Origin of the sequence: Janthinobacterium sp. PSRC1-1 (assembly GCF_049897525.1) — a bacterium.
Lineage (GTDB): Bacteria > Pseudomonadota > Gammaproteobacteria > Burkholderiales > Burkholderiaceae_D > Janthinobacterium > Janthinobacterium tructae.
This window is the reverse complement of the sequence record NZ_JAFCWK010000004.1, coordinates 135,077-157,140: the sequence shown is the minus strand read 5'-3', so window position 1 is coordinate 157,140 and position 22,064 is coordinate 135,077. Positions and strand designations below refer to the sequence as shown.

At 60.0% G+C, this 22,064-nt stretch carries 13 protein-coding genes, 1 tRNA gene and 2 pseudogenes; 2 read left to right on the top strand and 14 right to left on the bottom strand.

The features are described 5' to 3' along the window. Window positions 1-28 precede the first annotated feature (28 nt). The 7 genes from ACP7DW_RS10005 to ACP7DW_RS09975 form a co-directional block, all read right to left on the bottom strand. Entirely contained in the window at window positions 29-1,606 is a 1,578-nt protein-coding gene (locus ACP7DW_RS10005; protein WP_426055096.1) for an aldehyde dehydrogenase (NADP(+)), read from the bottom strand. Continuing rightward, on the bottom strand, window positions 1,603-2,595 hold the full coding sequence (araD1, locus tag ACP7DW_RS10000) for an AraD1 family protein (RefSeq protein ID WP_426055097.1): 993 nt from the start codon (window positions 2,593-2,595) through the stop codon (window positions 1,603-1,605). The genes ACP7DW_RS10005 and araD1 overlap by 4 nt, the downstream gene beginning before the upstream one ends. Window positions 2,596-2,607: 12 nt before the next feature. After that, complete coding sequence (locus tag ACP7DW_RS09995) at window positions 2,608-4,350, bottom strand: IlvD/Edd family dehydratase (protein WP_116742930.1); 1,743 nt, start codon at window positions 4,348-4,350, stop codon at window positions 2,608-2,610. A gap of 196 nt (window positions 4,351-4,546) precedes the next feature. Beyond that, a complete protein-coding gene (locus ACP7DW_RS09990; protein ID WP_426055098.1) occupies window positions 4,547-5,617 on the bottom strand; it encodes an aldose epimerase family protein in 1,071 nt (356 codons plus the stop codon). Window positions 5,618-5,634: 17 nt separating this feature from the next. After that, window positions 5,635-6,582, bottom strand: coding sequence for a glycoside hydrolase family 43 protein (locus ACP7DW_RS09985; RefSeq protein WP_426055099.1), 948 nt, complete (start codon window positions 6,580-6,582; stop codon window positions 5,635-5,637). Between the two features lie 24 nt (window positions 6,583-6,606). Beyond that, window positions 6,607-7,959 (bottom strand): MFS transporter, encoded by a 1,353-nt coding sequence (locus tag ACP7DW_RS09980; protein WP_426055100.1) that lies wholly within the window; start codon window positions 7,957-7,959, stop codon window positions 6,607-6,609. A 194-nt stretch (window positions 7,960-8,153) separates the two neighbouring features. Further along, window positions 8,154-10,811, bottom strand: coding sequence for a TonB-dependent receptor (locus ACP7DW_RS09975; protein ID WP_426055101.1), 2,658 nt, complete (start codon window positions 10,809-10,811; stop codon window positions 8,154-8,156). A 191-nt stretch (window positions 10,812-11,002) separates the two neighbouring features. Between ACP7DW_RS09975 and ACP7DW_RS09970 the strand changes: the two genes are divergently transcribed. Further along, window positions 11,003-11,134, top strand: a complete 132-nt coding sequence (locus ACP7DW_RS09970) for a hypothetical protein (protein WP_426055102.1) — start codon at window positions 11,003-11,005, stop codon at window positions 11,132-11,134. A 156-nt stretch (window positions 11,135-11,290) separates the two neighbouring features. On the opposite strand, the pseudogene ACP7DW_RS09965 reads toward ACP7DW_RS09970, so the two are convergent. The 6 genes and pseudogenes from ACP7DW_RS09965 to ACP7DW_RS09940 form a co-directional block, all read right to left on the bottom strand. Then, window positions 11,291-12,262 (bottom strand): annotated as a pseudogene (locus tag ACP7DW_RS09965) (DUF3387 domain-containing protein); the annotation flags it as partial. A gap of 66 nt (window positions 12,263-12,328) precedes the next feature. Next, window positions 12,329-14,449, bottom strand: a pseudogene (locus tag ACP7DW_RS09960) (type I restriction endonuclease subunit R); the annotation flags it as partial. A gap of 303 nt (window positions 14,450-14,752) precedes the next feature. Beyond that, entirely contained in the window at window positions 14,753-16,165 is a 1,413-nt protein-coding gene (locus ACP7DW_RS09955; RefSeq protein WP_426055104.1) for an ATP-binding protein, read from the bottom strand. Further along, window positions 16,162-17,394: a restriction endonuclease subunit S gene (locus tag ACP7DW_RS09950; RefSeq protein WP_426055105.1), complete on the bottom strand. Its 1,233-nt coding sequence runs from the start codon at window positions 17,392-17,394 to the stop codon at window positions 16,162-16,164. Before ACP7DW_RS09950 ends, ACP7DW_RS09955 begins: the two co-directional genes overlap by 4 nt. Beyond that, window positions 17,384-18,949 carry a type I restriction-modification system subunit M gene (locus ACP7DW_RS09945; protein ID WP_426055106.1) on the bottom strand — a complete coding sequence of 522 codons (1,566 nt, stop codon included), beginning with the start codon at window positions 18,947-18,949 and terminating at the stop codon, window positions 17,384-17,386. The genes ACP7DW_RS09950 and ACP7DW_RS09945 overlap by 11 nt, the downstream gene beginning before the upstream one ends. A gap of 177 nt (window positions 18,950-19,126) precedes the next feature. Beyond that, a tRNA-Arg gene (locus tag ACP7DW_RS09940) sits at window positions 19,127-19,202 on the bottom strand. Between the two features lie 199 nt (window positions 19,203-19,401). Here ACP7DW_RS09940 and ACP7DW_RS09935 point away from each other — a divergent pair. Further along, a complete protein-coding gene (locus tag ACP7DW_RS09935; RefSeq protein WP_426055107.1) occupies window positions 19,402-19,965 on the top strand; it encodes a c-type cytochrome in 564 nt (187 codons plus the stop codon). 116 nt (window positions 19,966-20,081) lie between these two features. Here ACP7DW_RS09935 and ACP7DW_RS09930 read toward each other — a convergent pair whose 3' ends face one another. After that, on the bottom strand, window positions 20,082-21,986 hold the full coding sequence (locus ACP7DW_RS09930) for a methyl-accepting chemotaxis protein (RefSeq protein ID WP_116745815.1): 1,905 nt from the start codon (window positions 21,984-21,986) through the stop codon (window positions 20,082-20,084). Between the last annotated feature and the right edge of the window lie 78 nt (window positions 21,987-22,064).

Genomic DNA, 22,064 nt, shown 5'->3' with positions numbered 1-22,064 from the left:
CCACCTGTGTATTTTTTATTTTCTACAATTAACGCTTGCCCAGCACGCCATCGTGACGGCGCCAGATGCCCAGCGGATTATCGTCGCGCAGCGACTCCGGCAGCAAGTCCTGCGGCAGGTTCTGGTAAGACACGGGACGCAGGAAGCGGTTGATGGCCGCCGTGCCGACCGACGTGCTGCGGCCGTCCGACGTGGCCGGGAACGGGCCGCCGTGCACCATGGCCGTCGACACTTCCACACCGGTCGGGAAACCGTTGGCCAGGATGCGGCCCACGCGGCGTTCCAGCACGGGCAGCAAACGGCGCGCATCTGCCACGTCGCCGGCATCCATCTGCAAGGTGGCCGTCAGCTGGCCTTCCAGGCTTTCCGTGATCGCCAGCAATTGTTCGATGTCGCGGCAGGCCACCAGCAGCGAGGCGGGACCGAAGACTTCATCGCGCAGATCGTGCCTGGCCAAAAACGCCTCGCCCGAGGTGACGAACAGGGCGGCGGCGCCCTTGCCCTCCTCTCCCGTGTTGTGCACCAGCGGCGTCACGTCGGCGTGCTGCGCCAGGGCGGCCACGCCTTTCGCATAGCTGCTGGCGATGCCGGCCGTCAACATGGTGGCGGCGGGCGCCGGTGCCAGCGCTTCGGCGGCGGCGGCGGCAAAGGCCGTGAAGTCAGGGCCTTCCAGACCCAGCACGAGGCCGGGATTGGTGCAGAACTGGCCCACGCCCATCGTCAGCGAGGCGGCAAAGCCGCTGGCGATCGCCGCGCCACGGGCGGCCAGCGCCTGCGGCAGCACGAACACGGGGTTGATGCTGCTCATTTCCGCATACACGGGGATCGGTTGCGGGCGCTCGGCCGCCACCTTCATCAGGGCGATGCCGCCCGAACGCGAGCCCGTAAAACCGACAGCCTGGATGGCCGGATGGGCGACCAGCGTCTGGCCGATGCCATTGCCCGTGCCCGTCAGCAAGGCGAACACGCCTGCCGGCAGCTGGCAAATCTCGATGGCTTTGACAATCGCGCGCGCCACCAGCTCGGAGGTACCAGGGTGGGCCGAGTGGGCTTTCAGCACGACAGGGCAGCCGGCCGCCAGAGCCGAGGCCGTATCGCCGCCGGCGACCGAGAAGGCCAGCGGGAAGTTACTGGCCGCAAACACGGCGACGGGGCCCAGGCCGATCATGCGCAAGCGCAAGTCAGGACGCGGCGGCACGCGGTCCGGCAGCGGGCTGTCGATGCGCGCATCGGTCCACGAGCCTTCGCGCAGCAAGCCGGCGAACAGTTTCAACTGACCGACCGTGCGGCCGCGTTCGCCTTCCAGGCGCGCGCGCGGCAAGCCGCTTTCCGTCATGGCGCGCACGATCAAGTCGTCGCCCAGTTCGCCGATTTGCGCGGCGATGGTGTCGAGAAAATCGGCGCGCTGCGCGTCGCTGGTGGCGCGGAAGGGGTCGAACGCGGCCTGTGCCAGGCGGCAGGCCTCGTCGATTTGCGCGGCGTCCACCATGTGGAAGGCGGGCGCGATATGCGCGCGCGCGGCCGGGTCCCACGCTTCGAAGGAACCGCCATTGCCCTTGACGGCGACGCCGCCGATCAATGCTTCACCGGTGATATGGAAACTCATAATGTGCTCACTTTCGCAAATGCGGTTGGGAAGACGTCGAGGCGGTTGCGCAAGGCAGGGCCAAAGGCCGGCGCTTCGATTTCAAAGGTTTCGCCCGGCGCCACGCTCACGCCATCGGCAAAGCTCAGGGTGGCCGTGCCGAAGAAGTGCACGTGCACATCGCCAGGGCGCTTGAACAGCGGATACTTGAAATGATGGTGTTCCAGGTTGGCGATCGTGTGCGACATATTGTCTTCGCCGCTGACGAAAGCCTTTTCCCAGCGCACCTTGCCGGCCGCATCGAGCACGCGCGAGGCGCCGGCGATGTGCGCGGGCAATTCACCGACCAGCAGGGCCGGTCCCACGCTGCACATGCGCAGCTTCGAGTGGGCCAGGTACAGATAATTCTGGCGTTCCGTGATGTGGTCCGAGAATTCATTGCCGATGGCGTAGCCGACGCGATACGGCTGGCCGTCGTCGCCGATCACGTACAGGCCGGCGATTTCCGGCTCTTCGCCACCGTCGAGGGCGAAGTCCGGCATGCGCAGCGGCTGGCCGCTGGCGCGCACGATGGAACCGTCGCCTTTATAGAACCATTCTGGCTGGGCGCCGGCCGTGCCATCGGCCGGCTTGCCGCCTTCCACACCCAGGCGGAACATTTTCATCGAGTCGCTCAAGGACTCCGCGTCGCCGCCGATCTTCTTGTGCATGGCGTCGCGCGCGCCGGCGCTGCCCAGGTGGGTCAGGCCCGTACCCGTCACGTAGCAGTGCGCTTCATCGGCGTGGTCGAGCGGTGCCAGCACGCGTCCGGCGGCGGCCACGTCCGCATAGGCATGCGTGGTGTTGCCGACGGTGGCGTTGACCAGCTCGGCCAGATTGATACGCTTGCGGATGGCGTCTTGCGCCAGCGCATACGTCGTGTTGTAGCCTTCGATGACGCGGATGACGTCGTCTTGCAGCAGGCCGACGAGGCGGCCGCCATGTTCATTCGTAAATTGCAGCAACAGCATAATTGTCTCCGCTTAATGTGAGTGGCGCGGCACGGCGGAACCGCGATTGCCGACCAGGAAGTCGAAATCGCAGCCTTCATCGGCCTGCAACACGTGTTCGATATACAGCTGCTGGTAGCCGCTCTTCGGTCCGGGCGCGCTGCCCAGTTCGCGCTTCGCCAGGCGCTCGGCGATTTCCGCGTCGCTGATGTCGATGTTCAGGCTGCCGGCGTGGCAATCGAGGGCGATCATGTCGCCATCGCGCACAATGCCCAGCGGGCCGCCCGCCATCGCTTCCGGCGCCACGTGCAGCACGACGGTGCCGTAGGCGGTGCCGCTCATGCGCGCATCCGAGATGCGCACCATGTCGGTGATACCTTGCGCCAGCAGTTTCGGCGGCAAGCCCATGTTGCCCACTTCGGCCATGCCCGGATAGCCTTTCGGGCCGCAGTTTTTCATGACCAGCACGGAGTCGGCATCGACATCGAGGTCCGGATCAAGGATGCGCGATTTATAGTGCTCGAAATCTTCGAAGACGACGGCCTTGCCACGGTGCTGCATCAGATGCGGCGAGGCGGCCGACGGTTTCAAGACGGCGCCGCGTGGCGCCAGGTTGCCGCGCAACACGCAGATGCCGCCATCGGCCAGCAGCGGGTTGTCCAGCGTGCGCACCACTTCATCGTTGTAGATCGGCGCTTCGACGCAGTTGTCCCAGATCGACTTGCCATTGACGGTCAGCGCATTCTTGTGCGGCAGCAAGTCGCCCTCGCCCAGGCGGCGTATCACGGCCGGCAAGCCGCCCGCATAATAAAACTCTTCCATCAGGAAACGGCCCGACGGCAGCAAGTCGACGATGGTCGGCGTGCCACGGCCGACCTTGGTCCAGTCTTCCAGTTCCAGGGGCACGCCGATGCGGCCAGCGATGGCTTTCAAATGGATCACGGCATTGGTGGAACCGCCGATGGCGGCGTTGACCTTGATGGCGTTTTCAAACGCTTCGCGCGTCAGCACTTTCGACAGGCGCAGGTCTTCGTGCACCATTTCGACGATGCGGATGCCCGACATGTGCGCCAGCACGTAGCGGCGCGAATCGACGGCGGGGATGGCGGCGTTGTGCGGCAGCGACGTGCCCAGCGCTTCGGCCATGCTGGCCATGGTCGAGGCCGTACCCATGGTGTTGCAGGTGCCGGCCGAGCGCGACATGCCCGATTCGGCCGACATGAACTGGTGCAAGGTGATCGATCCGGCCTTCATCTGCTCGTGCAACTGCCACACGGCGGTGCCGGAACCGATGTCCTTGCCATTGAGTTTGCCGTTCAGCATGGGGCCGCCGCTGACGACGATGGTGGGAATGTCGACACTGGCCGCGCCCATCAGCAGCGCCGGCGTGGTCTTGTCGCAGCCGACCAGCAGCACGACGGCGTCCATCGGGTTGCCGCGGATCGATTCTTCCACGTCCATCGAGGCCAGGTTGCGCGTCAGCATGGCGGTGGGGCGCAGATTCGATTCGCCGTTCGAGAAGACGGGGAATTCCACGGGGAAACCACCCGCTTCCAGAATGCCACGCTTGACGTGTTCGGCCAGCTGGCGGAAATGCGCATTGCACGGGGTCAGTTCGGACCAGGTATTGCAGATGCCGATGATGGGCTTGCCATGAAATTCGTGGTCAGGTATGCCCTGGTTTTTCATCCAGCTGCGGTACATGAAGCCGTTCTTGTCCTGCGAGCCGAACCACTCGGCCGAGCGCAGGGCCACCTTCTTTTTTGTCTCAGACATGCCATTCTCCTGGTTGTGCCATGCCGGATCTAAGGTCGTCGGCCCGGGCAGCGATGTTGGAATACTAAAGAATCCTGCCATGCCTTTCCAATCAATTTTTAATGCGTTCCGATATCGAAAACGATATCGGCATGTCCCAATGAAAACGCCCTGCGGGCGCGTGGCGGCAGGGCGTGGGCTGTTTTGGCCGGGGTGGCTACTCGGCGGAAAAGCGGTACACGGTGTGCGTCCGATACTCCTTACCCGGGCGCAAGATGGTGTTCGGGAAGTGGGGCTGGTTCGGCGAGTCCGGGAAATGCTGGGTTTCCAGGCATAGCGCGCCGCGATAAGGAATGGGGCCCTGCTTGCCGTGCTGGCTGCCGTCGAGGAAATTGCCCGAATAAAACTGCACACCGGGCTCCTGCGTGTACACCTGCATCACCCGTCCCGACTGCGGCTCGCGCACGGTGGCGGCCAGGTTCAGCCTGTGATCTGCCTTTTGATTGAGCACGAAGTTATGGTCGTAACCGCGCCCGATGCGCAGTTGTTCATGCGGCAGAGCTATGCTGTCGCCGATGACGGTACTCTGGCGCAAGTCGAACGGCGTGCCGCTCACGTCCGCCAGTTCGCCCGTGGGGATGGACCCCGCATCGACGGGCAGGTAGCGGTCCGCGTCGATCGCCACCTCGTGGCCGAGGATGGTGCCCTGCCCCGCCAGATTGAAATAGCTGTGGTTGGTCAGGTTGATCGGCGTGGCCTGGTCCGTTACGGCGTGGTAGCGCAGGCTCAGGGCGTTGTCGTCATCCAGTTCATAGGTCAGCGTGACGTCAAGCTTGCCCGGATAGCCATCTTCGCCGTCGGGGCTGCTGCGCGTAAACGTGATGCCGACCGCGCCATCCTTCGTGAACGGCGCGGCCTGCCACATCACCTGGTGAAAGCCCTGGTTGCCACCATGCAGGTGATTCGGCGCATTGTTGACGGCCAGCTGGTAATCCTTGCCGTCGAGACTGAAACGTCCCTCGGCGATGCGGTTGCCGTAGCGGCCGATGACGGCGCCCAGGAACGCGCTGTTGGCCAGGTAGGGTTCGAGACGCTCGAAACCGAGCACCACGTCGGCAACAGTGCCGTCGCGGTCGGGCACCTGGATTGCGCTGATGATGGCGCCAAAGTCGAGCACCTTCACTTGCATGCCCTGGCGGTTCGTCAGGGTAAACACGGTCACCTGCCGGCCGTCGGGCAGGATGCCGAACGGCGCTGGCGTCACTGAAACAGAATCAACTGGGGTCATGGCGTCGGGTCCAGGTTTTACAGGGTCGAGGAGCGGCCAAACACGGGCATGCCTTGCGCATCCCAGCGCAGCGATTTGACAAACGTGTGGCGGTCCGGGTTCCACAGGGGGTCGCCAACGATTTCCGTGTAGGTACGGGCATGGTACACCAGCAATACACCGTCGCCATCGTCGGCCGTGGTGAAGCTGTTGTGGCCGGGGCCGTAGATGCCGTGCTCGTAGCAGGTGGCAAACACGGGCGCGGGCGACTTCGTCCACGCCGCCGGATCGAGCAAGTCGGCGGACTCGTCGGCCCACAGCAAGCCCATGGCGTAGTTTTCATCGGTGGCGCTGGCCGAGTAACTGATGAAGATCTTGCCGTTGCGCTTCAGTACGGACGGCCCTTCGTTGACCCAGAAGCCGCGGATTTCCCAGTCGAATTCCGGTTTGCTCAGCATCACGGGCGGACCGGCCAGCTGCCATGGCGTGGCCATCGGCGCGATATACAGGTTCGAATTGCCCTCGATGGCCACGTCTTTCTGCGCCCACAGGTAGTACAGCACGCCGTCGTGCGTAAAGGTGGTGGCGTCCAGGCAGAAGGTGTCGATGCCCGTGTCGATCTGGCCCATGAATTCCCACTCGCCTTCGAGCGGGTTGGCGTTCGTATTGCGGATCGCATACATGCGGTGCTGGAACAATTTGTCCTTGATCTCGCGGCTGGGCGCGGCGGCGAAATACACATACCAGGCGCCCTGGTTGAAGTGCAGCTCGGGCGCCCACACCAGCTCGCTGTACGGCCCCGTGTCCGGCTTGTGCCACACGTCGACCGTTGGCGCGTCGGCCAGGCCGGCGATGCTGTCGGCACGGCGCAGTTCGATGCGGTCGTACTGCGGCACCGAGGCCGTAAAGTAATAGTAGCCGTCGCTGTGGCGGTAAATGTGCGGATCGGCGCGCTGTTCGATCAGCGGTTTCAAGATGTCTGCCATGTTGCTTGCTCCATTCAATGATTCTTACGCGGCCACGTAGCCGCGCTTGTGCATTTCGGTTTTCACGCCCGTGTAATAACTGTCGCTGATGCGGTACTTGAACATCAGCAGGCCCATCAGCAGGTGAAAGAAGCCGGGGATGATCGACAGCATCAGGGCGATGCCGTTCAGGGCGAATGGCGTTTGCTCATGGTTGGGCTGGTAGTCGAAGTACGACAGCAGCATGCCGACCAAAAAGCCCGCCACGGCCATGCCCGCCTTCTGGCACACCGAGATGCCGCCAAAGGCGAAACCGGAGACGCGTTTGCCCGTCTTGACTTGACCATAATCGATGGTTTCGGCAATCGCCGACCAGAACACGGGCGCGTGCAAATCCACCACAAAGGACAGCAGGAAATACAGGGCGAAGGCCAGCACGGTGTCGCTCGGCGTCACAAAAAAGTAGATCGCCAGGCTGATCAGCGCGACACCGATTTGCGAGTAGCGGAACAGTTTCACCTTGCAGTAAAACTTGGTGATCCAGGTCGAGGCGATCATCGCCAGGATGGCCGCCACCACGCCCGTTGTCAGAAAGGCGGCCACGGTTTCCGTGCTGCCACCCAGATAGTATTTCGCGTAATAAATGGCGACGGAGCCGCGCACCACGTAGCCGACCGTGCCCGTGACGCACACGCCGCACAGCACCAGCCACTGGTCGTTTTGCAGCAGCACCTTCAATTGTTCCAGCAACGATTGTTTTTCCACCACGTGCACGACGCGCTCGGTGGTGGTGAAATAGCAGAACAGGAACAGGGCCACGCCCATCACCGCCATCACGGCCATGGCCGCCTGGTAGCCGACGGCCGGGTTGCCGCCGCCCCAGCGCTGCGACAGCACCGGCACGACGATGGTCACCATGAAGGCGCCGATCTTGGCAAAGAACAGACGGTAGCCATTGGCCGACAGGCGCTCGTGCGGATCGCTGGTCAGGCCGCTGATCAGCGAGATGTAAGGGATGCCCACGCCGGCCGTCATGATCGTCATCAGGATATACGTGGAATACGCCCAGATCAATTTGGCGTCATAGCCCCATTCCGGCGTGGTGAACACAAAAAACACGCTGACGCCGAACGGCACGGCCAGCCACAGCAGATACGGGCGGTAGCGGCCCGAGGCAAAGCTGTAGCGGTCGGTGATCTGCCCCATGACGAGGTCGGCGATGGCGCCCACCACTTTGACGGCCACGAACAGCAGGGCCAGGTCCGTGGTTTTCAAGCCATAGATATCGGTATAGAAAAAGGTGATGATCAGCATCATCGACGAGATGACGACATTGAGCGCCATGTCGCCGGCGCCGAAGCCGACCTTTTCAACGGTGGATAATTTTTGCGTCTCCATGCTTTCCGTCCATTCTTTTGATGATGAATCGTGTCTGACTGCCCAACTGCAACGCAAGGGGCGCTGCCGGCCGAAACCATGGCAACGCCCTTGGATACTGCTTTTTTCACTCATGTAAAACGTTCAGGGCAAGGCGCGTTGCCGAAGACAGTACGAGGAGTACGGCGAGGCAATGCAACGCAGCCATGGACGTTTTACATTTTCCAGCGTAAAGACAGGCCGACTGTCCTGTCATAACGGCGCGTATCGCGCGGATACACGCCTGCCTCGTTCCAGTAATCCTTGAATTTGGTGTCGAGCAAGTTATTGCCGTCCAGGGTCACGGTAAACTGCTCATTGATCTTGTACGACAGCGATCCGTCAAGCTGGGCCGTCGGCGCCACTTTCAAGTCCAGGCCGGGGCCGCCCTGCTTGTAGCTGTCGATGAATTTCGAGCGCCAGTTATAAGCCAGGCGGCCCGACCACGCATCTTTTTCGTACAGCACGACCAGGTTGTAGGCATAGCGCGACACGCCCGTGATGGCATGGCTGCCCGTCTCGTCGTCGGTGCTGCCGCTCATGTAGGTGCCGTTCGCCTGCAAGCCCAGGCCGCTCAAGATACCCGGCAAACCGTCATAAAACTGCTGGTAGCCAATTTCCAGTCCCTGCAGCTTGCCGGCCGCCGTGTTGTACGGGCGGTCCACGTCATAAGTCTTGCCGGCGATGGTTTCGCTGGCAATGCGTTGCTGGATATAACCGTCGAACTTGTGGTGGAACACGGTGGCCGTGACGGAACCGGCCGGCGCGAAATACCATTCCAGTGCGGCATCGACATTGTCGCCCATCACCGGTTTCAGGTTCGGATTGCCGCCCGCGCCCGTCGCCTTCACCGTTTCCGTCGAGTTGACCAGGGCCACGCCCGGGTTCAGCTGGGCAAAGCCGGGGCGGCTGATGGTGCGGCCCGCGGCGAAGCGGCCCACCAGGTCGGCGCGCAGCTTGATCTTCAGGGCTACGCTCGGCAGCACGTCGGTGCTGGCCGTGTCGCTGATGACGGGCGTGTAGACGCCATCCTGCGAACTGTTGCCTTGCAGGCTTTGCTCGGTGCGCACGACGCGCACGCCGACGGTGCCGTCGACGGGGTAGGCGCCCAGTTTAAAAGCGATCTTCGCCTTGGTGTAGATGGAATACGTCTTTTCCGTGTCCTTGAAGAACGAACCCGGGTCCATGGCGCGCGCCGCGCTGCTGCCCGTGACGGCTTGGCGGATGGTGCCCGTGTTATTGAGCAGAAAGCTGGCGCACGGTGTGTACCACTGCTTCAAGCCATAGTCGGGGCCGCCGCTGGACATCGGTTCCGACAGGCAATTCAAACCGGGAATCGACGTCACGCTCTGGCGATTGAACGGAAACGCTGCACCGGACACGTCCGGTGCTTCCGCATTGCCCTCGAAGCTCTTGATCGATTCGGCTTCGCGTTTGACGCCGCGCAAGCCGACGCTGATTTCCTTGAAGAAGCCGCCGGCACTGGGCGTGTACGCCAGATCGGCGCGCACATCGTTCGAGCTGCCCTGGTCCCGGCCATAGCGGTCGAAGAAGCCCTTCAGATGGTAGTTCGACGGATCTTGCAAGTCGATGCCCGTGTAATCGACGTGCAGGGTGCCGTTCTGGTTGGTATTGATGGTGGCGTTCGGCACGACGGTGATGGCGTCGAGAATCGGGTTGCGCCAGGTATAGCTGCTTTTGGTGCTGGCCACTTCCGACGTGAAACGCCATTCCGGATTGATATCCCACAAGCCGCCGACGGCAAATTGATGCGTCTTCGTCTGGTTCTTGTTCGCCTGCGTCGACATGATGGTGTTGACGTTGGTCGAGGTGAGCGTTTGCAGCTGGTTGCTGCCGGGAATTTTGGTGGCCGACACGGGCGTGCCCCACCAGGGCAAGCCGACGAAGTAATCGGATTCGGCATCGAGCAGGAAACGCGTGGCCATGCCCTCGGCGTACAGTTCGACGTCGGCGTTCGGACGCCATTGCAGCACGGCATTGGCGGTGCTGCGGCGGCGGTCGCCCTTGATCGGCAGCAAGCCCACCTGGTCCGGCCCCGTCAAGCCAGGCGACAGGAAACTTTTATCCACGGGGGCCGTACTGAAGGCGCGCTCCTCATGGTAACGGTGCTGCTGCTGCGACAAGCCCAGCAGCGCGCCCACTTCGCCGATGCCCGTCTTCCAGCGGTTAGTCACCATGCCGCTGATGTTCGGATCGGTGGCCCTGGATTTGTCGCTGTAGACGGCGCGCGTGTTCACGCTGGCGGTAAATTCCTTGAAGTCGAACGGGCGATTCGTGCGCACGTCGATGATGCCGGCCACGCCGCCTTCGACCTGGTCCGCGCCCTGCGACTTGTACACATCCACGCGCTGCAGCATGGTGGCGGGAATGTCGGCCAGGTTGACGTAGCGGCCCGTGGTGGTGAACAGTTCGCGGCCGTTGAGCAGGGTCGTGACATCGCGCAAGCCACGGATCATGACGGCGCTCGCCTCGCCCGAATCGCGGCGGATCTGGATGCCGGAAATGCGCGCCAGGGTTTCGGCCACGTTGTTATCGGGGAATTTGCCGATGTCGTCGGCCACGATGGAGTCGATGACCTGGTCCGCGCGCATCTTGATCTGCTGCGAATTCTGCGCCGAGCGGCGCACGCCGCTGACGGTCACGACCGACACTTCCGCCGCAGGCTCGGCACTGGCATCGGCCACCACGGCCTCCTGCGCCCAGACCGAAGCCGTGCTCAGCAGGCCGATACCGGCCAATGCCGCAACGGCTGCCTTCAACATGAATGGACGAGGGAAAGTGGCCGCGAGCGGGCCGGTGGCGTGGCGCATCATGAATCTCCAGATATTGTATTGATATTGTTGTACCGCTTGCATGTCGTGCGCATGCTCGGCGTTTATCTTAGGGGCTGGGCGATAATCTCTCCAATCAATTTTTCCACTGTTTCGATATCAATTTTGATATCGGCGGCTGGAGCGCTTGGGAGGTTGCAAACCGACAACGGCAGGGGCGTCAGGGGGGAAAAGTGACGGGATGGACGAATACGGAGGAAGACGCCGGGGGCCTGACGGAAGTCGTGCTCTTCCTGGCGGGAAACATGCTCAGGGAAAACGACGGTAGTTACTCGATAGGCGCCGACTGGGCCTTGTTGTGCTAACGGAAGGTGTCTTGATCACAATCCAGAATCCGGCCTCGTCGAAGGCGGCGGCGCAGGTGTTGCCAGGGTTGTTGTTGTAGGAATACGTATTGGCGCCGACGTGGATTTCATCCCGACGCCGCTAACAACCCCAGCAACAACGTGCCGTTTAATCGTTCAATTCCATTCCACACATAGCGACTCGGCCTGTTCCAGGATCAGTTGTACCGCAGTATCCTGCTTGACGGGCGGGTACTTATATTTGCGCAGAATTCGCTTCACCAGCAAGCGTAGTTTGGCCCGTACGCTATCGCGTACAGCCCAGTCGATGCTGACGTTCTGCCGCAGGCTCTCTGCCAGCTCATGGGCGATTTTCTTTAGCGTCTCGTCACCCAACTCCCGTGCCGAATCCTCGTTCTCCGCCAACGCATCGTAGAAAGCCAGCTCGTCGGTATTGAGGCCAAGGTCGCTACCCCGGCCGACTGCCTCCTTGAACTTCTTCGCCATCGCGATCAGCTCTTCCATGACTTGGGCTGTCTCGATGGAGCGATTCTGATAACGCTTGATCACGTTGACCAGCATCTCGCTGAACTTGTTGTTCTGCACCACATTGGTGGCAAAACGGGCCTTGATCTCTCCCTCAAGCAAGCGCTCCAGCAATTCAACCGCCAGGTTGCGCTCGGGCAGGTTGCGTACCTCATTGAGGAAATCGTCATCGAGGATGCCAATATTGGGCTTCTCCAGGCCGGCGGCATTGAAGATGTCGACAACCTCATTCGAGACCAGCGCCGAACCGATGATCTGCCGGACCGCCAAGTCACGCTCCTCGTCTGTTCGCTTTTTGCTGCTGATTTCCTTCTTGGTCAGCAGCACCTTGACGGCCTGGAAAAACGCGACCTCGTCGCGCACGGCCTTGGCTTCGTCGAGCGTGCAGCACAGCGTAAAGGCTTTCGACATGGCCAGTGCAGTATCGCAGAATCGCTTCTTGCCATCCTTCAGTCCGAGTATGTGGTTGGCCGCCTTGGCCAGTATGCCGTGCCCACCCGTCAGGAAACCGCTGTAGTCGATACCATGTAACATGGCACGCAGCACATCCATCATCTCATCCAGCACGGCATACGCCTCGTGCGAGTCTACAGTGGGGCGTCCTCGCCCCTTGCTAGCGGTGTATTCCTTCAACGCCTGCTTCAGGTCGCTGGCGATGCCGATGTAGTCAACGACCAGGCCGCCCTGCTTGTCCTTGAATACGCGGTTGACGCGTGCGATTGCCTGCATCAGGTTGTGGCCCTTCATGGGCTTGTCCACATACATGGTGTGCACGCAGGGAGCATCAAAGCCGGTCAGCCACATATCACGCACGATCACCAGCCGCATCGGATCATCCGGGTCCTTGAAGCGCTTCTCCATGCGTTTCTTGATCTGTTTTGAGTAGATGTGCGGCCGTAGCAGCGGTTTGTCGCTGGCCGAGCCAGTCATCACCACCTTGATCACACCCTTCTCTGGATCATCGTCGTGCCAATCAGGCCGCAGGGCGATGATGGCCTTGTACAGATGAGCGCAGATGTCACGGCTCATGGCCACGACCATGGCCTTCCCGGATTGCGCCTTGTCCCGCTCCTCGAAATGCTGGACCAGATCAGCCGCGACCCGCTGAATGCGTGGCTCGGCACCCACCACTTTTTCCAGCGCGGCCCAGCGGCTCTTGAGCAGTGCCTTCTGCTCGTCCTCCTCATCCTCCGCCAGCTCATCCACCTCATCGTCGAGGCCGGCGAGTGACTCTTCCTTCAAGCCAAGCTTGGCCAGCCGCGACTCGTAATAAATCGCCACCGTGGCGCCATCGTCGCGCGCCTGCTGCATGTCGTAGATGTGGATATAGTCGCCAAACACGGCGCGCGTATCGCGGTCCTCGTTCGATACCGGAGTGCCAGTGAAGGCAACGAAGGTCGCGTTCGGCAGCGCATCGCGCAGATTTTGCGCATAACCTACCTGATACCGCTCCAGATACTGCGCTGGCGCCTCGGCGGCACCGAATTCCGTCGCGGGCAGCGTTCCAGTTCGCAACATGCGGGAAGGTATTTTGCGAGTCTTTAGCTTGGCTTCAAAACCGTACTGGGTCCGATGTGCCTCGTCAGCGATAACCACGATGTTGTGGCGATCCGACAGCAGCGGATACGTGTCCTCATCCTCGCCCGGCATGAATTTCTGAATCGTGGCGAAGACAATGCCGCCCGATGGTCTATTCGCCAGCTTGGCACGCAAATCCTGCCGCGTCGTGCCCTGCACAGGTTGCTCGCGCAGCAGATCCTGCGACAGCGAGAAAACCCCGAACAACTGCCCGTCGAGATCATTGCGGTCAGTGATGACGACGATGGTCGGGTTTTCCATTGCCGTCTCGCGCATCACGCGCGCAGCGAAACAGGTCATGGTGATGCTCTTGCCCGATCCTTGGGTATGCCACACTACGCCGCCTTTCTGGCCGCCCCCTGGACGCGACGCGGCGACCACCTGCGCAATCGCCGCGCGCACCGCATGGAACTGGTGATAGCCGGCGATTTTCTTGGTTAAAGTACCATCGTCTTCGAACAGTACGAAGAAGCGCAGGAAGTCCAGCAGGTAAGCCGGCGCCAGCACACCACGCACCAAAGTCTCCAGTTCATTGAACTGCCCCAGCGGGTCCAGCGCTACGCCGTCGATGGTGCGCCACGCCATGTAGCGCTCAGCATTGCTGGACAACGATCCCATGCGCGCCTCGCTACCATCGGCGATCACCAGCACCTCGTTGTACTGGAACACGTCGGGTATCTGTTCCTTGTACGTCTCAATCTGGTCGTATGCCCTCCAGATGTCGGCATTTTCATCGGCCGGGTTCTTCAGCTCCAGCAGTACCAGCGGCAAGCCGTTGATGAAGAGGATGATGTCAGGGCGCCGCGTATGCTTGGCACCCTTGATCGAGAACTGGTTGATCGCCAGCCACTCGTTGGCCGCCACGTCGGCGAAGTCGATCAGGCGCACGAAGTCGCCGCGCGTCTCACCGTCGCGCTGGTATTCGACAGGCACGCCATTCACCAGCAGACGGTGGAACAACCGATTCGCCGACAACAATACGGGCGTATCGAGGTTCAAGACCTGCTGTAACGCGTCGTCGCGGGCCACCAACGGGACCGAAGGGTTGAGCCTGGCAATGGCGCTGCGCAAGCGCTCAACCAGTACCACCTGCGTGTAGTTGACACGCTCGGGGGCGTCGCCTTCCAACGCTATGTTCGGTCCGTAGATGTGGCGGTAGCCGGTATCAACCAGCCAGGTCAGAGTTTCTTGTTCGAGTTGGTCTTCAGTCATCAAGCGGCCCGCATATGTCGATGAAATCGACACGTTGATCAAATATGTTTAAAAACGGCGCCAAAATCGACACGTTCAATACACGCGCTTTAATGATCGGAAAAGCAATGTTCAATGTGCATTGCCAAATCGTTCTTCTAAGCAACAATATTATTGCATAAATACCAAATTGAAAAGCTTATTCCGATGATAACAGCTGGGCTATCCAGCGCAGGTGACATTAGCGATTGAATGAAAATTATGTTTATTTTCAAATGGTTACGCAAAAATTTAGGGAATAATCACGTTTGTAATTAAATGAGTTTATGTCCAATATGGAACGTATTTGACATAGCGCTTGGACAGGCTTTCAGGATCGTCCGGCTTGATCTTGTCTTGCTCTACCGCCGTAGCAATAATTTGCGACACGGCAGACACCTTGGCCCGCGTATCGTCGAGCTTGAAGCGCTCCCTCAAACTTTGATTGCTCATCTTTTCATTGCTGACATATTTCAGGCAACAATGCATGTAGCAGGCATTGACACGCTCCTTGGCATCCATATCCACGAATTCCTTGTGCGCAAACAGGACGGCCGTCGTATGCATTGGCGCAACACGAAACTCGGGCGCAGGCAATTGGTAATATTCAGTGCTGGACACCACCTTGTCGATACCACTGCCTTTTTCTTCACAGATGCCCAGGCGGCGCATCAAATCGGCCAGTTTTTCATTGCGCGAACTGTATTCATCAACGAAGCGCTCGGTAGGGATCAATGGCTGGCCGGGGTTGGTAATTTCAATCCTGTCCGCGTAAATCTCGATCATCACCGAACTGCCTGTGGCTTCGAGGTCCTGATGCACCAAGGCATTGGCAACCAGTTCACGAATGGCCAGCTCGGGAAACATGCGCACCTCTTCGCGTAACGCCTGGCCAATCACCTCATTGACCGGCAACTGACCATTGACATAGGTAATCAAGCTTTCAAAGCCTACGGCATATCCCTTCTGTCCAATCAGGTCACGTTCAGTCTGCAACTTGTTGTTGCCCCGATACTTGATCACGCGCACCGTCTTGCGCACCAGGGACGCAAACTGGCGCATGTCTTTTGCCAGCAGCAAAGCGCCAAGGTTCGTGATCGCATATTGTCCGGCAAGCGGACGCACCAGCTTTTCACTGACCAGGCGCGCCAGGACGCCCTCGCGCGTTGCCGGCAGCGGTAACTTGATCAGATCGAAAAAAGTCTGGACATCAAGCGCCGCAACCACTTCGTCCGCATTGATGAGGGCCGAAGCATCGAGTGCGAGAAAATCCGCCTTTCCTTCCGCAAAAATGCGGCCCAGCTGATCTGGCGACATCGGAACCAGTTCTTCCCCTGAACGCATCAGATACATTCCGTTAACATGCCGGGGAGTGCCAATGGGGCGACCGGGAATGTCAAAAACGAGAATGCGGCCGTCAGGATGTTGCAGCTCTTCAATTTCGACCCGAAACTGAAGCGCAGTAAGAATGCGCCCCTTGATCGCACCAGTATCAGGAAACGCCTTAGTGCCAACGACACGCCGCGGAGGTTTATCGCTGATGCCCAGCACCAGATAACCGCCACCTTCGTTGGCAAGCGCCACGCAATACTTGAGCAGTTTGTCCGTGTCGTACTGCTGCTTCGCTTCCTTGAATTCCAGATGCTCGGTTTCAGGTGCGCCAGACAGCCAGCGGTCAACTTGCTCAAGCGTGATCATGCGATGGATTCCTCAAGGATTGTTTTGGCTTCTGGCAGGCGCAACTGGCCGGAGATCAGGCGGGGGAGCAGAGTGTCGCGAAGCGCAGTTAGAGTACGCCCTGTTTTATGATTTACCGCAATGCTTTTTTGAATCACTTCCACAACTCGGGCAAATGCAGAAGCGACATTTTCATCCGGTACGGCAAGCATGTAGCGCCCAAGCACATCATTTTGAACGCGCTGGCGCCCGCTGGTGCCAGACATGCTCTGAATCGCGAACTCCCTAAATTCCGGGTGCCGGCACAGCAAGTAGCCGAAATATTCTGGAAGTGGTTTTTTGGGGCGCAGTACCAAGAACTCCGTTGATCCCCATCCGATCTGATCATCCACAAGAAAATCAACAAACGCCGACTTGCCATTCTCCAGGCAAGGCGTGATGCGCGCCAGCAAAGTGTCGCCATTGCGAAATTTTGCACCAGAACCCATGTCACGTTGGATAGGCGCTTCAACGCAGTGCCCACTGGTGGACAGGCTCGCCATGTCAAGGTACGGCGCGCTAACTGCTTTCTTGAGAGAACGTTTTGGGTTGATGTCGAACACGTCGGCTAAAGTCGCTATCTGCCAACCCTTCGGCACGGTCCCCAACTCCGATTTATCAAAGCTATCCGGGAACAGCGCCGCCGTTGCGTCGCCCATGCCCTCTGGCATGCGCCCATATTGCTTGGCGCGCACGGGATCGAAATCCACAAACCACGACTTGAACAGGGCTTGGGCGATGGCTTCGAGGGTGGCGTTGGTTTCGCGTAGGAGTGCGATGCGGTCATCAAGCGCGCCAAGAACCGCTGCAATTTCTTTTTGAGCAGGCAGGGCAGGCATGATTGCGAGTGCTTCATGAAGGTGATTTCTATTAACCCCTGGCACTGCCGCCTTATCAGAGTAGGCAAAAAAATCAACCGTTCTCAAGAAATAGCTGATGAACTCGGGATCATTACCCTTGAAATCACGAACATATAAAGTTGTATTCAACGGCCAAAAATCGTCGCGAACGAAAAAAACTTGTCCGATAGTTCCGTATCGACCTGTAACAACCCCAGGCCCACGCACCATAGGTACGTCGTGGCAATCACTTACTCCGGCGGACGATACTAATGGGTATATCCCCCCGACCCTCTTAGCTCGTGGTAAATCATAACCACGCTTTAATTCAACAAATTCACCAAGTCTTCCGCTTCGCCACTCAGAACTCATACCCCAGCCCTCCCAACTTTTGGCGAATCAGTTGATCCAATTCCGCGCCCTTGGACATCTGCTCGCCCAGAGTTTCTGTCAGTTTCTGCATCTTTTCGGTAAAGCCTTCTTCATCATCCTCGACGGCCTCGGCTCCCACGTAACGGCCCGGCGTGAGCACATGTCCATGCTCGCCGATCTCGGCCAGCGCGACGCTGCGACAATAGCCCGCCACATCCTGATATTCGCCCGCATCCACTTCGCCACGCCATGCCGCTACAGTACCAGCGATCTTGTCGATCACTTCATCCTTGAATTCGCACTGCACGCGGCTGATCATGCTGCCGAGTTTTCGTACATCGATGAATAACACCTCGCCTTGACGGGCACGCTTTTCCTTGACCAGGAACCACAGGCAAGCTGGGATCTGGGTATTGAAAAACAACTGGCCGGGCAGCGCGATCATGACTTCGACCTTGTCTGCATCGACCATGGCACGGCGGATATCGCCTTCGCTGTTCTGGCTCGATGACATGGAGCCGTTGGCCAGCACGATACCGGCGCGGCCAGTGGACTTGAGGTGGTACAACATGTGCTGCAACCACGCATAGTTGGCATTGCCCTGCGGCGGCGTGCCGTAGACCCAGCGCGGGTCGCCTTCCAGGCTGCCATGCCACCAGTCGGAAATATTGAACGGTGGGTTGGCCAGTACGAAGTCGGCGCGCAGGTCGGTGTGCTGGTCGCGCACGAAGGTGTCGGCCGGCTCCTTGCCCAGGTTGAAATCGATACCGCGAATGGCCAGGTTCATCGCCGCCAGCCGCCACGTTGTAGGATTCGCTTCCTGGCCGTAGATCGACACGTCACCAATCTTGCCGCCGTGCGCTTCAATAAAACGCTCCGACTGCACGAACATGCCACCCGAACCGCAACATGGGTCGTACACCTTGCCGTGGTGTGGCGCCAGCACGGCGACCAGGGTCTTGACGATGGAAGCCGGCGTGTAGAACTGACCGCCTCGCTTTCCTTCGGCGCTGGCGAACTGACCCAGGAAATACTCGTACACCTGCCCTAGCAAATCGCGCGCATGGTTCTTGGCCGTGTCACCGGACTCGCCAAAGCCGATGGTCGAGACCAGATCGACCAGTTCGCCAAGCTTGCCATCCGGTAGTTGTACCCGCGCGTAGCGTTTGTCGAGGATGCCCTTGAGCTTCGGGTTTTCCAGCTCGATCAAGGATAGCGCATCGTCGATGCGTTTGCCGATGTCGGCTTGCTTGGCTTGCGCACGCAGCGCTTCCCAGCGAGCCGCTTCCGGCACCCAGAATACGTTGACTTCCTTGTAGTAATCGCGATCTTCAAGCTCTTCAGCCAGCATGTCGGCGTCAACGTCGTGCAAGAAGTAGTCGTCAGCGGCGTCGGCAAAGCGACGCGTCAGCTCGTCGCGGCGAGTCTGAAAAGTATCGGAGATGTATTTGACGAAGATGAGGCCAAGAACGATGTGCTTGTATTCGGCGGCGTCCATGTTGGCGCGCAGTTTGTCGGCCGTAGCCCAGAGTGTTTTTTTGATGTCTTCTATCATGTTGAAGCGAGGCTGAAGTATCGTGGTGAGACGGTCATCTTATCCTATGTGCGATAGCAAAAAATTTGTCCGCGATCTTCCCATCGGAAACGCATGGACACTAGGCCAGATTCTCGAAATAATACGATTTTTGAATAGGAATACTACTGAAATCTGGCGAAGAGCCTTGATTTGTCTTGGTGCGGCTGGCGGGGATCGAACCCACGACCCTTGGCTTCGGAGGCCAATACTCTATCCACTGAGCTACAGCCGCGTAGGGGGAATTTCTGAAGTGATGCGAAGGATACCGTTTTTCTTTACCTACGTCTACGGAAACTGTCGTATCGCTGGCAATTGCATGTCGCTGCTCAATTTTTGTGCCTATAATTGTGGGTTTCATAAAGGTTTACATACAAGCATGTAAAAATGCTACCTTACACGGCCATCAGTTTCAAATCTGGACTAAGGACATCATGAGCGACGCACATAACGAACAACAATCAGCGATCAAAACGCCTAAACAATTGCTTGCCGCCGTAGCTGGCTTCTTCCTCGTCACCGTCATCGGCATCATCTTGCTGGTGCAGTTCGTCACGGCGCAAAAACTGACGGGCGCAGGGACGGAGAGCCAGTCGCCGGAAGCCATTGCCGAGCGCCTGAGCCCCGTCGCCAACGCCGGCTTTACCTTCAAGGATGCCAGCGGTCCGAAGGTGCTGCAAAGCGGCGAAGCCGTCTACACGGCGACCTGCGTGGCGTGCCATGGCGCCGGCGTGGCCGGTGCACCGAAGTTTGGCGATGCGGGCGGCTGGTCGGCCCGTCTGGCCCAGGGCTACGATACGGTCCTGAAACACGCCATCGAAGGCTTGCGCGCGATGCCGGCCAAGGGCGGCAATCCCGACCTCGACGATGTCGAAGTGGCGCGCGCCGTCGTCTACATTGCCAACGCGTCGGGCGGCAAGTTCAAGGAACCGGAAGTGCCGGCACCGGCCGCGGCCGCTGACGGCGCTGGCGCACCAGCCGAAGAAGCCAAGAAATAAGCGCGATGCCGCGTCAAGCGGCGCGTTGCAGCGGCCCCCAAAGGCTGCCGCGGATGTGAAAAAGCCGCCCGGGTCAAACTGAACCGGGCGGCTTTTTCACATCCGTGCGCGGTGCGCTACAGCTTGAATGCCCCGATGATCTGTTCGAGCTTGGCCGTCTGCTCCTGCATCGAATGGGCTGCCGCTGCCGCCTGCTCCACCAGCGCGGCATTTTGCTGGGTGGTGTCGTCGAGCTGAACAATGGCCTGGTTGACCTGGCCGATGCCCGTTTCCTGCTCCTGGCTGGCCAGCAGGATCTCGCCGATGATGTTGGCAACCTTGTCGGTGCCGGCGACGATCTCGTGCATGGTGGCGCCAGCCTGGTCGACCAGCTTGGTGCCGGCGTTGACGTTGTGCACCGATTCAACGATCAGCGCGCCGATCTCCTTGGCCGCCGTGGCCGAGCGGTGCGCCAGGTTGCGTACCTCGGACGCCACCACGGCAAAGCCGCGGCCCTGTTCGCCGGCCCGGGCCGCCTCGACGGCCGCGTTCAACGCCAGGATGTTGGTCTGGAACGCGATCCCGTCGATGACGCTGATAATGTCGGCGATTTTCTTCGACGAGTGTTCGATCGCGCCCATCGTCTCGACCACCTGCGTCACCACCGCGCCGCCCCGCGCCGCCACCTTCGAGGCGTCCAGCGCCAGCCGGTTGGCCTCCTGGCCGCTGCTGACGTTCTGCCTGACGGTGCCGGTCAACTCCTCCATCGATGCGGCGGTCTGCTCGAGCGCGCTGGCCTGGCTTTCGGTGCGGGCCGACAGATCCTGGTTGCCGCTGGCGATTTCACGCGAGGCGAGCGCGATCGACGCCGTGCTGGTGCCGATTTCGCGCATCATCTGCTGCAGCCGCTCGATGAAGGCGTTGAAACTGCCGGCCACATCGTTGAACTCGCTGCCGCCGCCGCCCGGCAGGCGCCGCGTCAGGTCGGCGTCGCCGGCCGACAGCGCATCGATATTGCTCTTGAGTACGCCCAGGCGTCCCATGAACAGGCGGATGCTGCCGATGAACATGGCCAGCAGCAGCAGGGCGATGGGGATCTGCACCATGCCCAGCTTGCTCAAGATGCGGTCGCTTTGCTCGGTCAGCTGGCTGGTCGGCAAACCGGTCGCCAGCACCCACGGACTGCCCGGTATCGCCTTCAGAAACAGCGTGTGGGGCGTGCCGTCGCTGCGATACTCCGATTCGGCCACGCCCTGCGCATCGAGCTTGGGCAGCAGGCGGCCGATTTCCGCCACCATCGGCGAACTGGACGCCAGATCCTCGACTTTCTTGAGTACGATCTCGTCTTTGATATACGTACTGTTGCTGATGATCTTGCCGTCGCGTTCGACGATCAGGATCTGGCCGTGGATCGTTTTCTCCATGTCGGCCACCAGGCGGTTGAAAAAGCCCAGCGTGACATCGATGGTGGACACGCCGTACAACTCGTTATCCTTGTAGATCGGCATGGCGCAGTTGGTGCGCGGCTGCGCACTGGCGTCGTCCTTGTAGGCCTTGGCCCAGTCGCAATGCCCCTTGGCAGACTTGAGCCCGCCCAGATACCAGCTCTGCTCGAAGTACTTCAACGACTCCGGCGAGTTCCAGTGGGTGTTGACGACCAGCTTGTTGGAGGCGTCGCGGGCGAAAAAGGTGCTGAACTTGTCGCGCTCGGGATCGCGCTTTTTCGGCAGTGGCCAGATGCCGCCGCCAAACACATTCGGGTCGGAATACTGGTCGACCAGTCCCGGCAGCAGGACGTCGATCGCCGCGCTGTCCATCAGCGCCACCGTCTGGGTGATGCTGCGCTGCTGCGCCTCCACCTGCCGCAACTGCTCGGTAATCCTGGTGGAAATTTTGCTGACGTCAAAACCGACCACCATGCCCTCGGTGCGTTTCAAATCCGGCGTGACGAAAAAATGGATGACGGCCAGGGTCATGACCAGCAGCACCACAAAAACAAGACTGAACAGGGTGATAAAACGGGCTTGGCTGGTACGGAATATGTCTCTCACAATGTTTCCTTTTTGATGACACACGGGGCGCTACACAGGTTTATTATTGTTTTCATCCAGATATAGGCG

What these genes read in the sequence shown, in the direction of transcription:
- ACP7DW_RS09945 (WP_426055106.1), bottom strand. Translation starts at nt 18,949, where the DNA reads ATGATAGAAGACATCAAAAAAACACTCTGGGCTACGGCCGACAAACTG.
- ACP7DW_RS09990 (WP_426055098.1), bottom strand. Translation starts at nt 5,617, where the DNA reads ATGACCCCAGTTGATTCTGTTTCAGTGACGCCAGCGCCGTTCGGCATC.
- araD1 (WP_426055097.1), bottom strand. Translation starts at nt 2,595, where the DNA reads ATGCTGTTGCTGCAATTTACGAATGAACATGGCGGCCGCCTCGTCGGC.
- ACP7DW_RS09995 (WP_116742930.1), bottom strand. Translation starts at nt 4,350, where the DNA reads ATGTCTGAGACAAAAAAGAAGGTGGCCCTGCGCTCGGCCGAGTGGTTC.
- ACP7DW_RS10005 (WP_426055096.1), bottom strand. Translation starts at nt 1,606, where the DNA reads ATGAGTTTCCATATCACCGGTGAAGCATTGATCGGCGGCGTCGCCGTC.
- ACP7DW_RS09935 (WP_426055107.1), top strand. Translation starts at nt 19,402, where the DNA reads ATGAGCGACGCACATAACGAACAACAATCAGCGATCAAAACGCCTAAA.
- ACP7DW_RS09975 (WP_426055101.1), bottom strand. Translation starts at nt 10,811, where the DNA reads ATGATGCGCCACGCCACCGGCCCGCTCGCGGCCACTTTCCCTCGTCCA.
- ACP7DW_RS09985 (WP_426055099.1), bottom strand. Translation starts at nt 6,582, where the DNA reads ATGGCAGACATCTTGAAACCGCTGATCGAACAGCGCGCCGATCCGCAC.
- ACP7DW_RS09955 (WP_426055104.1), bottom strand. Translation starts at nt 16,165, where the DNA reads ATGATCACGCTTGAGCAAGTTGACCGCTGGCTGTCTGGCGCACCTGAA.
- ACP7DW_RS09950 (WP_426055105.1), bottom strand. Translation starts at nt 17,394, where the DNA reads ATGAGTTCTGAGTGGCGAAGCGGAAGACTTGGTGAATTTGTTGAATTA.
- ACP7DW_RS09980 (WP_426055100.1), bottom strand. Translation starts at nt 7,959, where the DNA reads ATGGAGACGCAAAAATTATCCACCGTTGAAAAGGTCGGCTTCGGCGCC.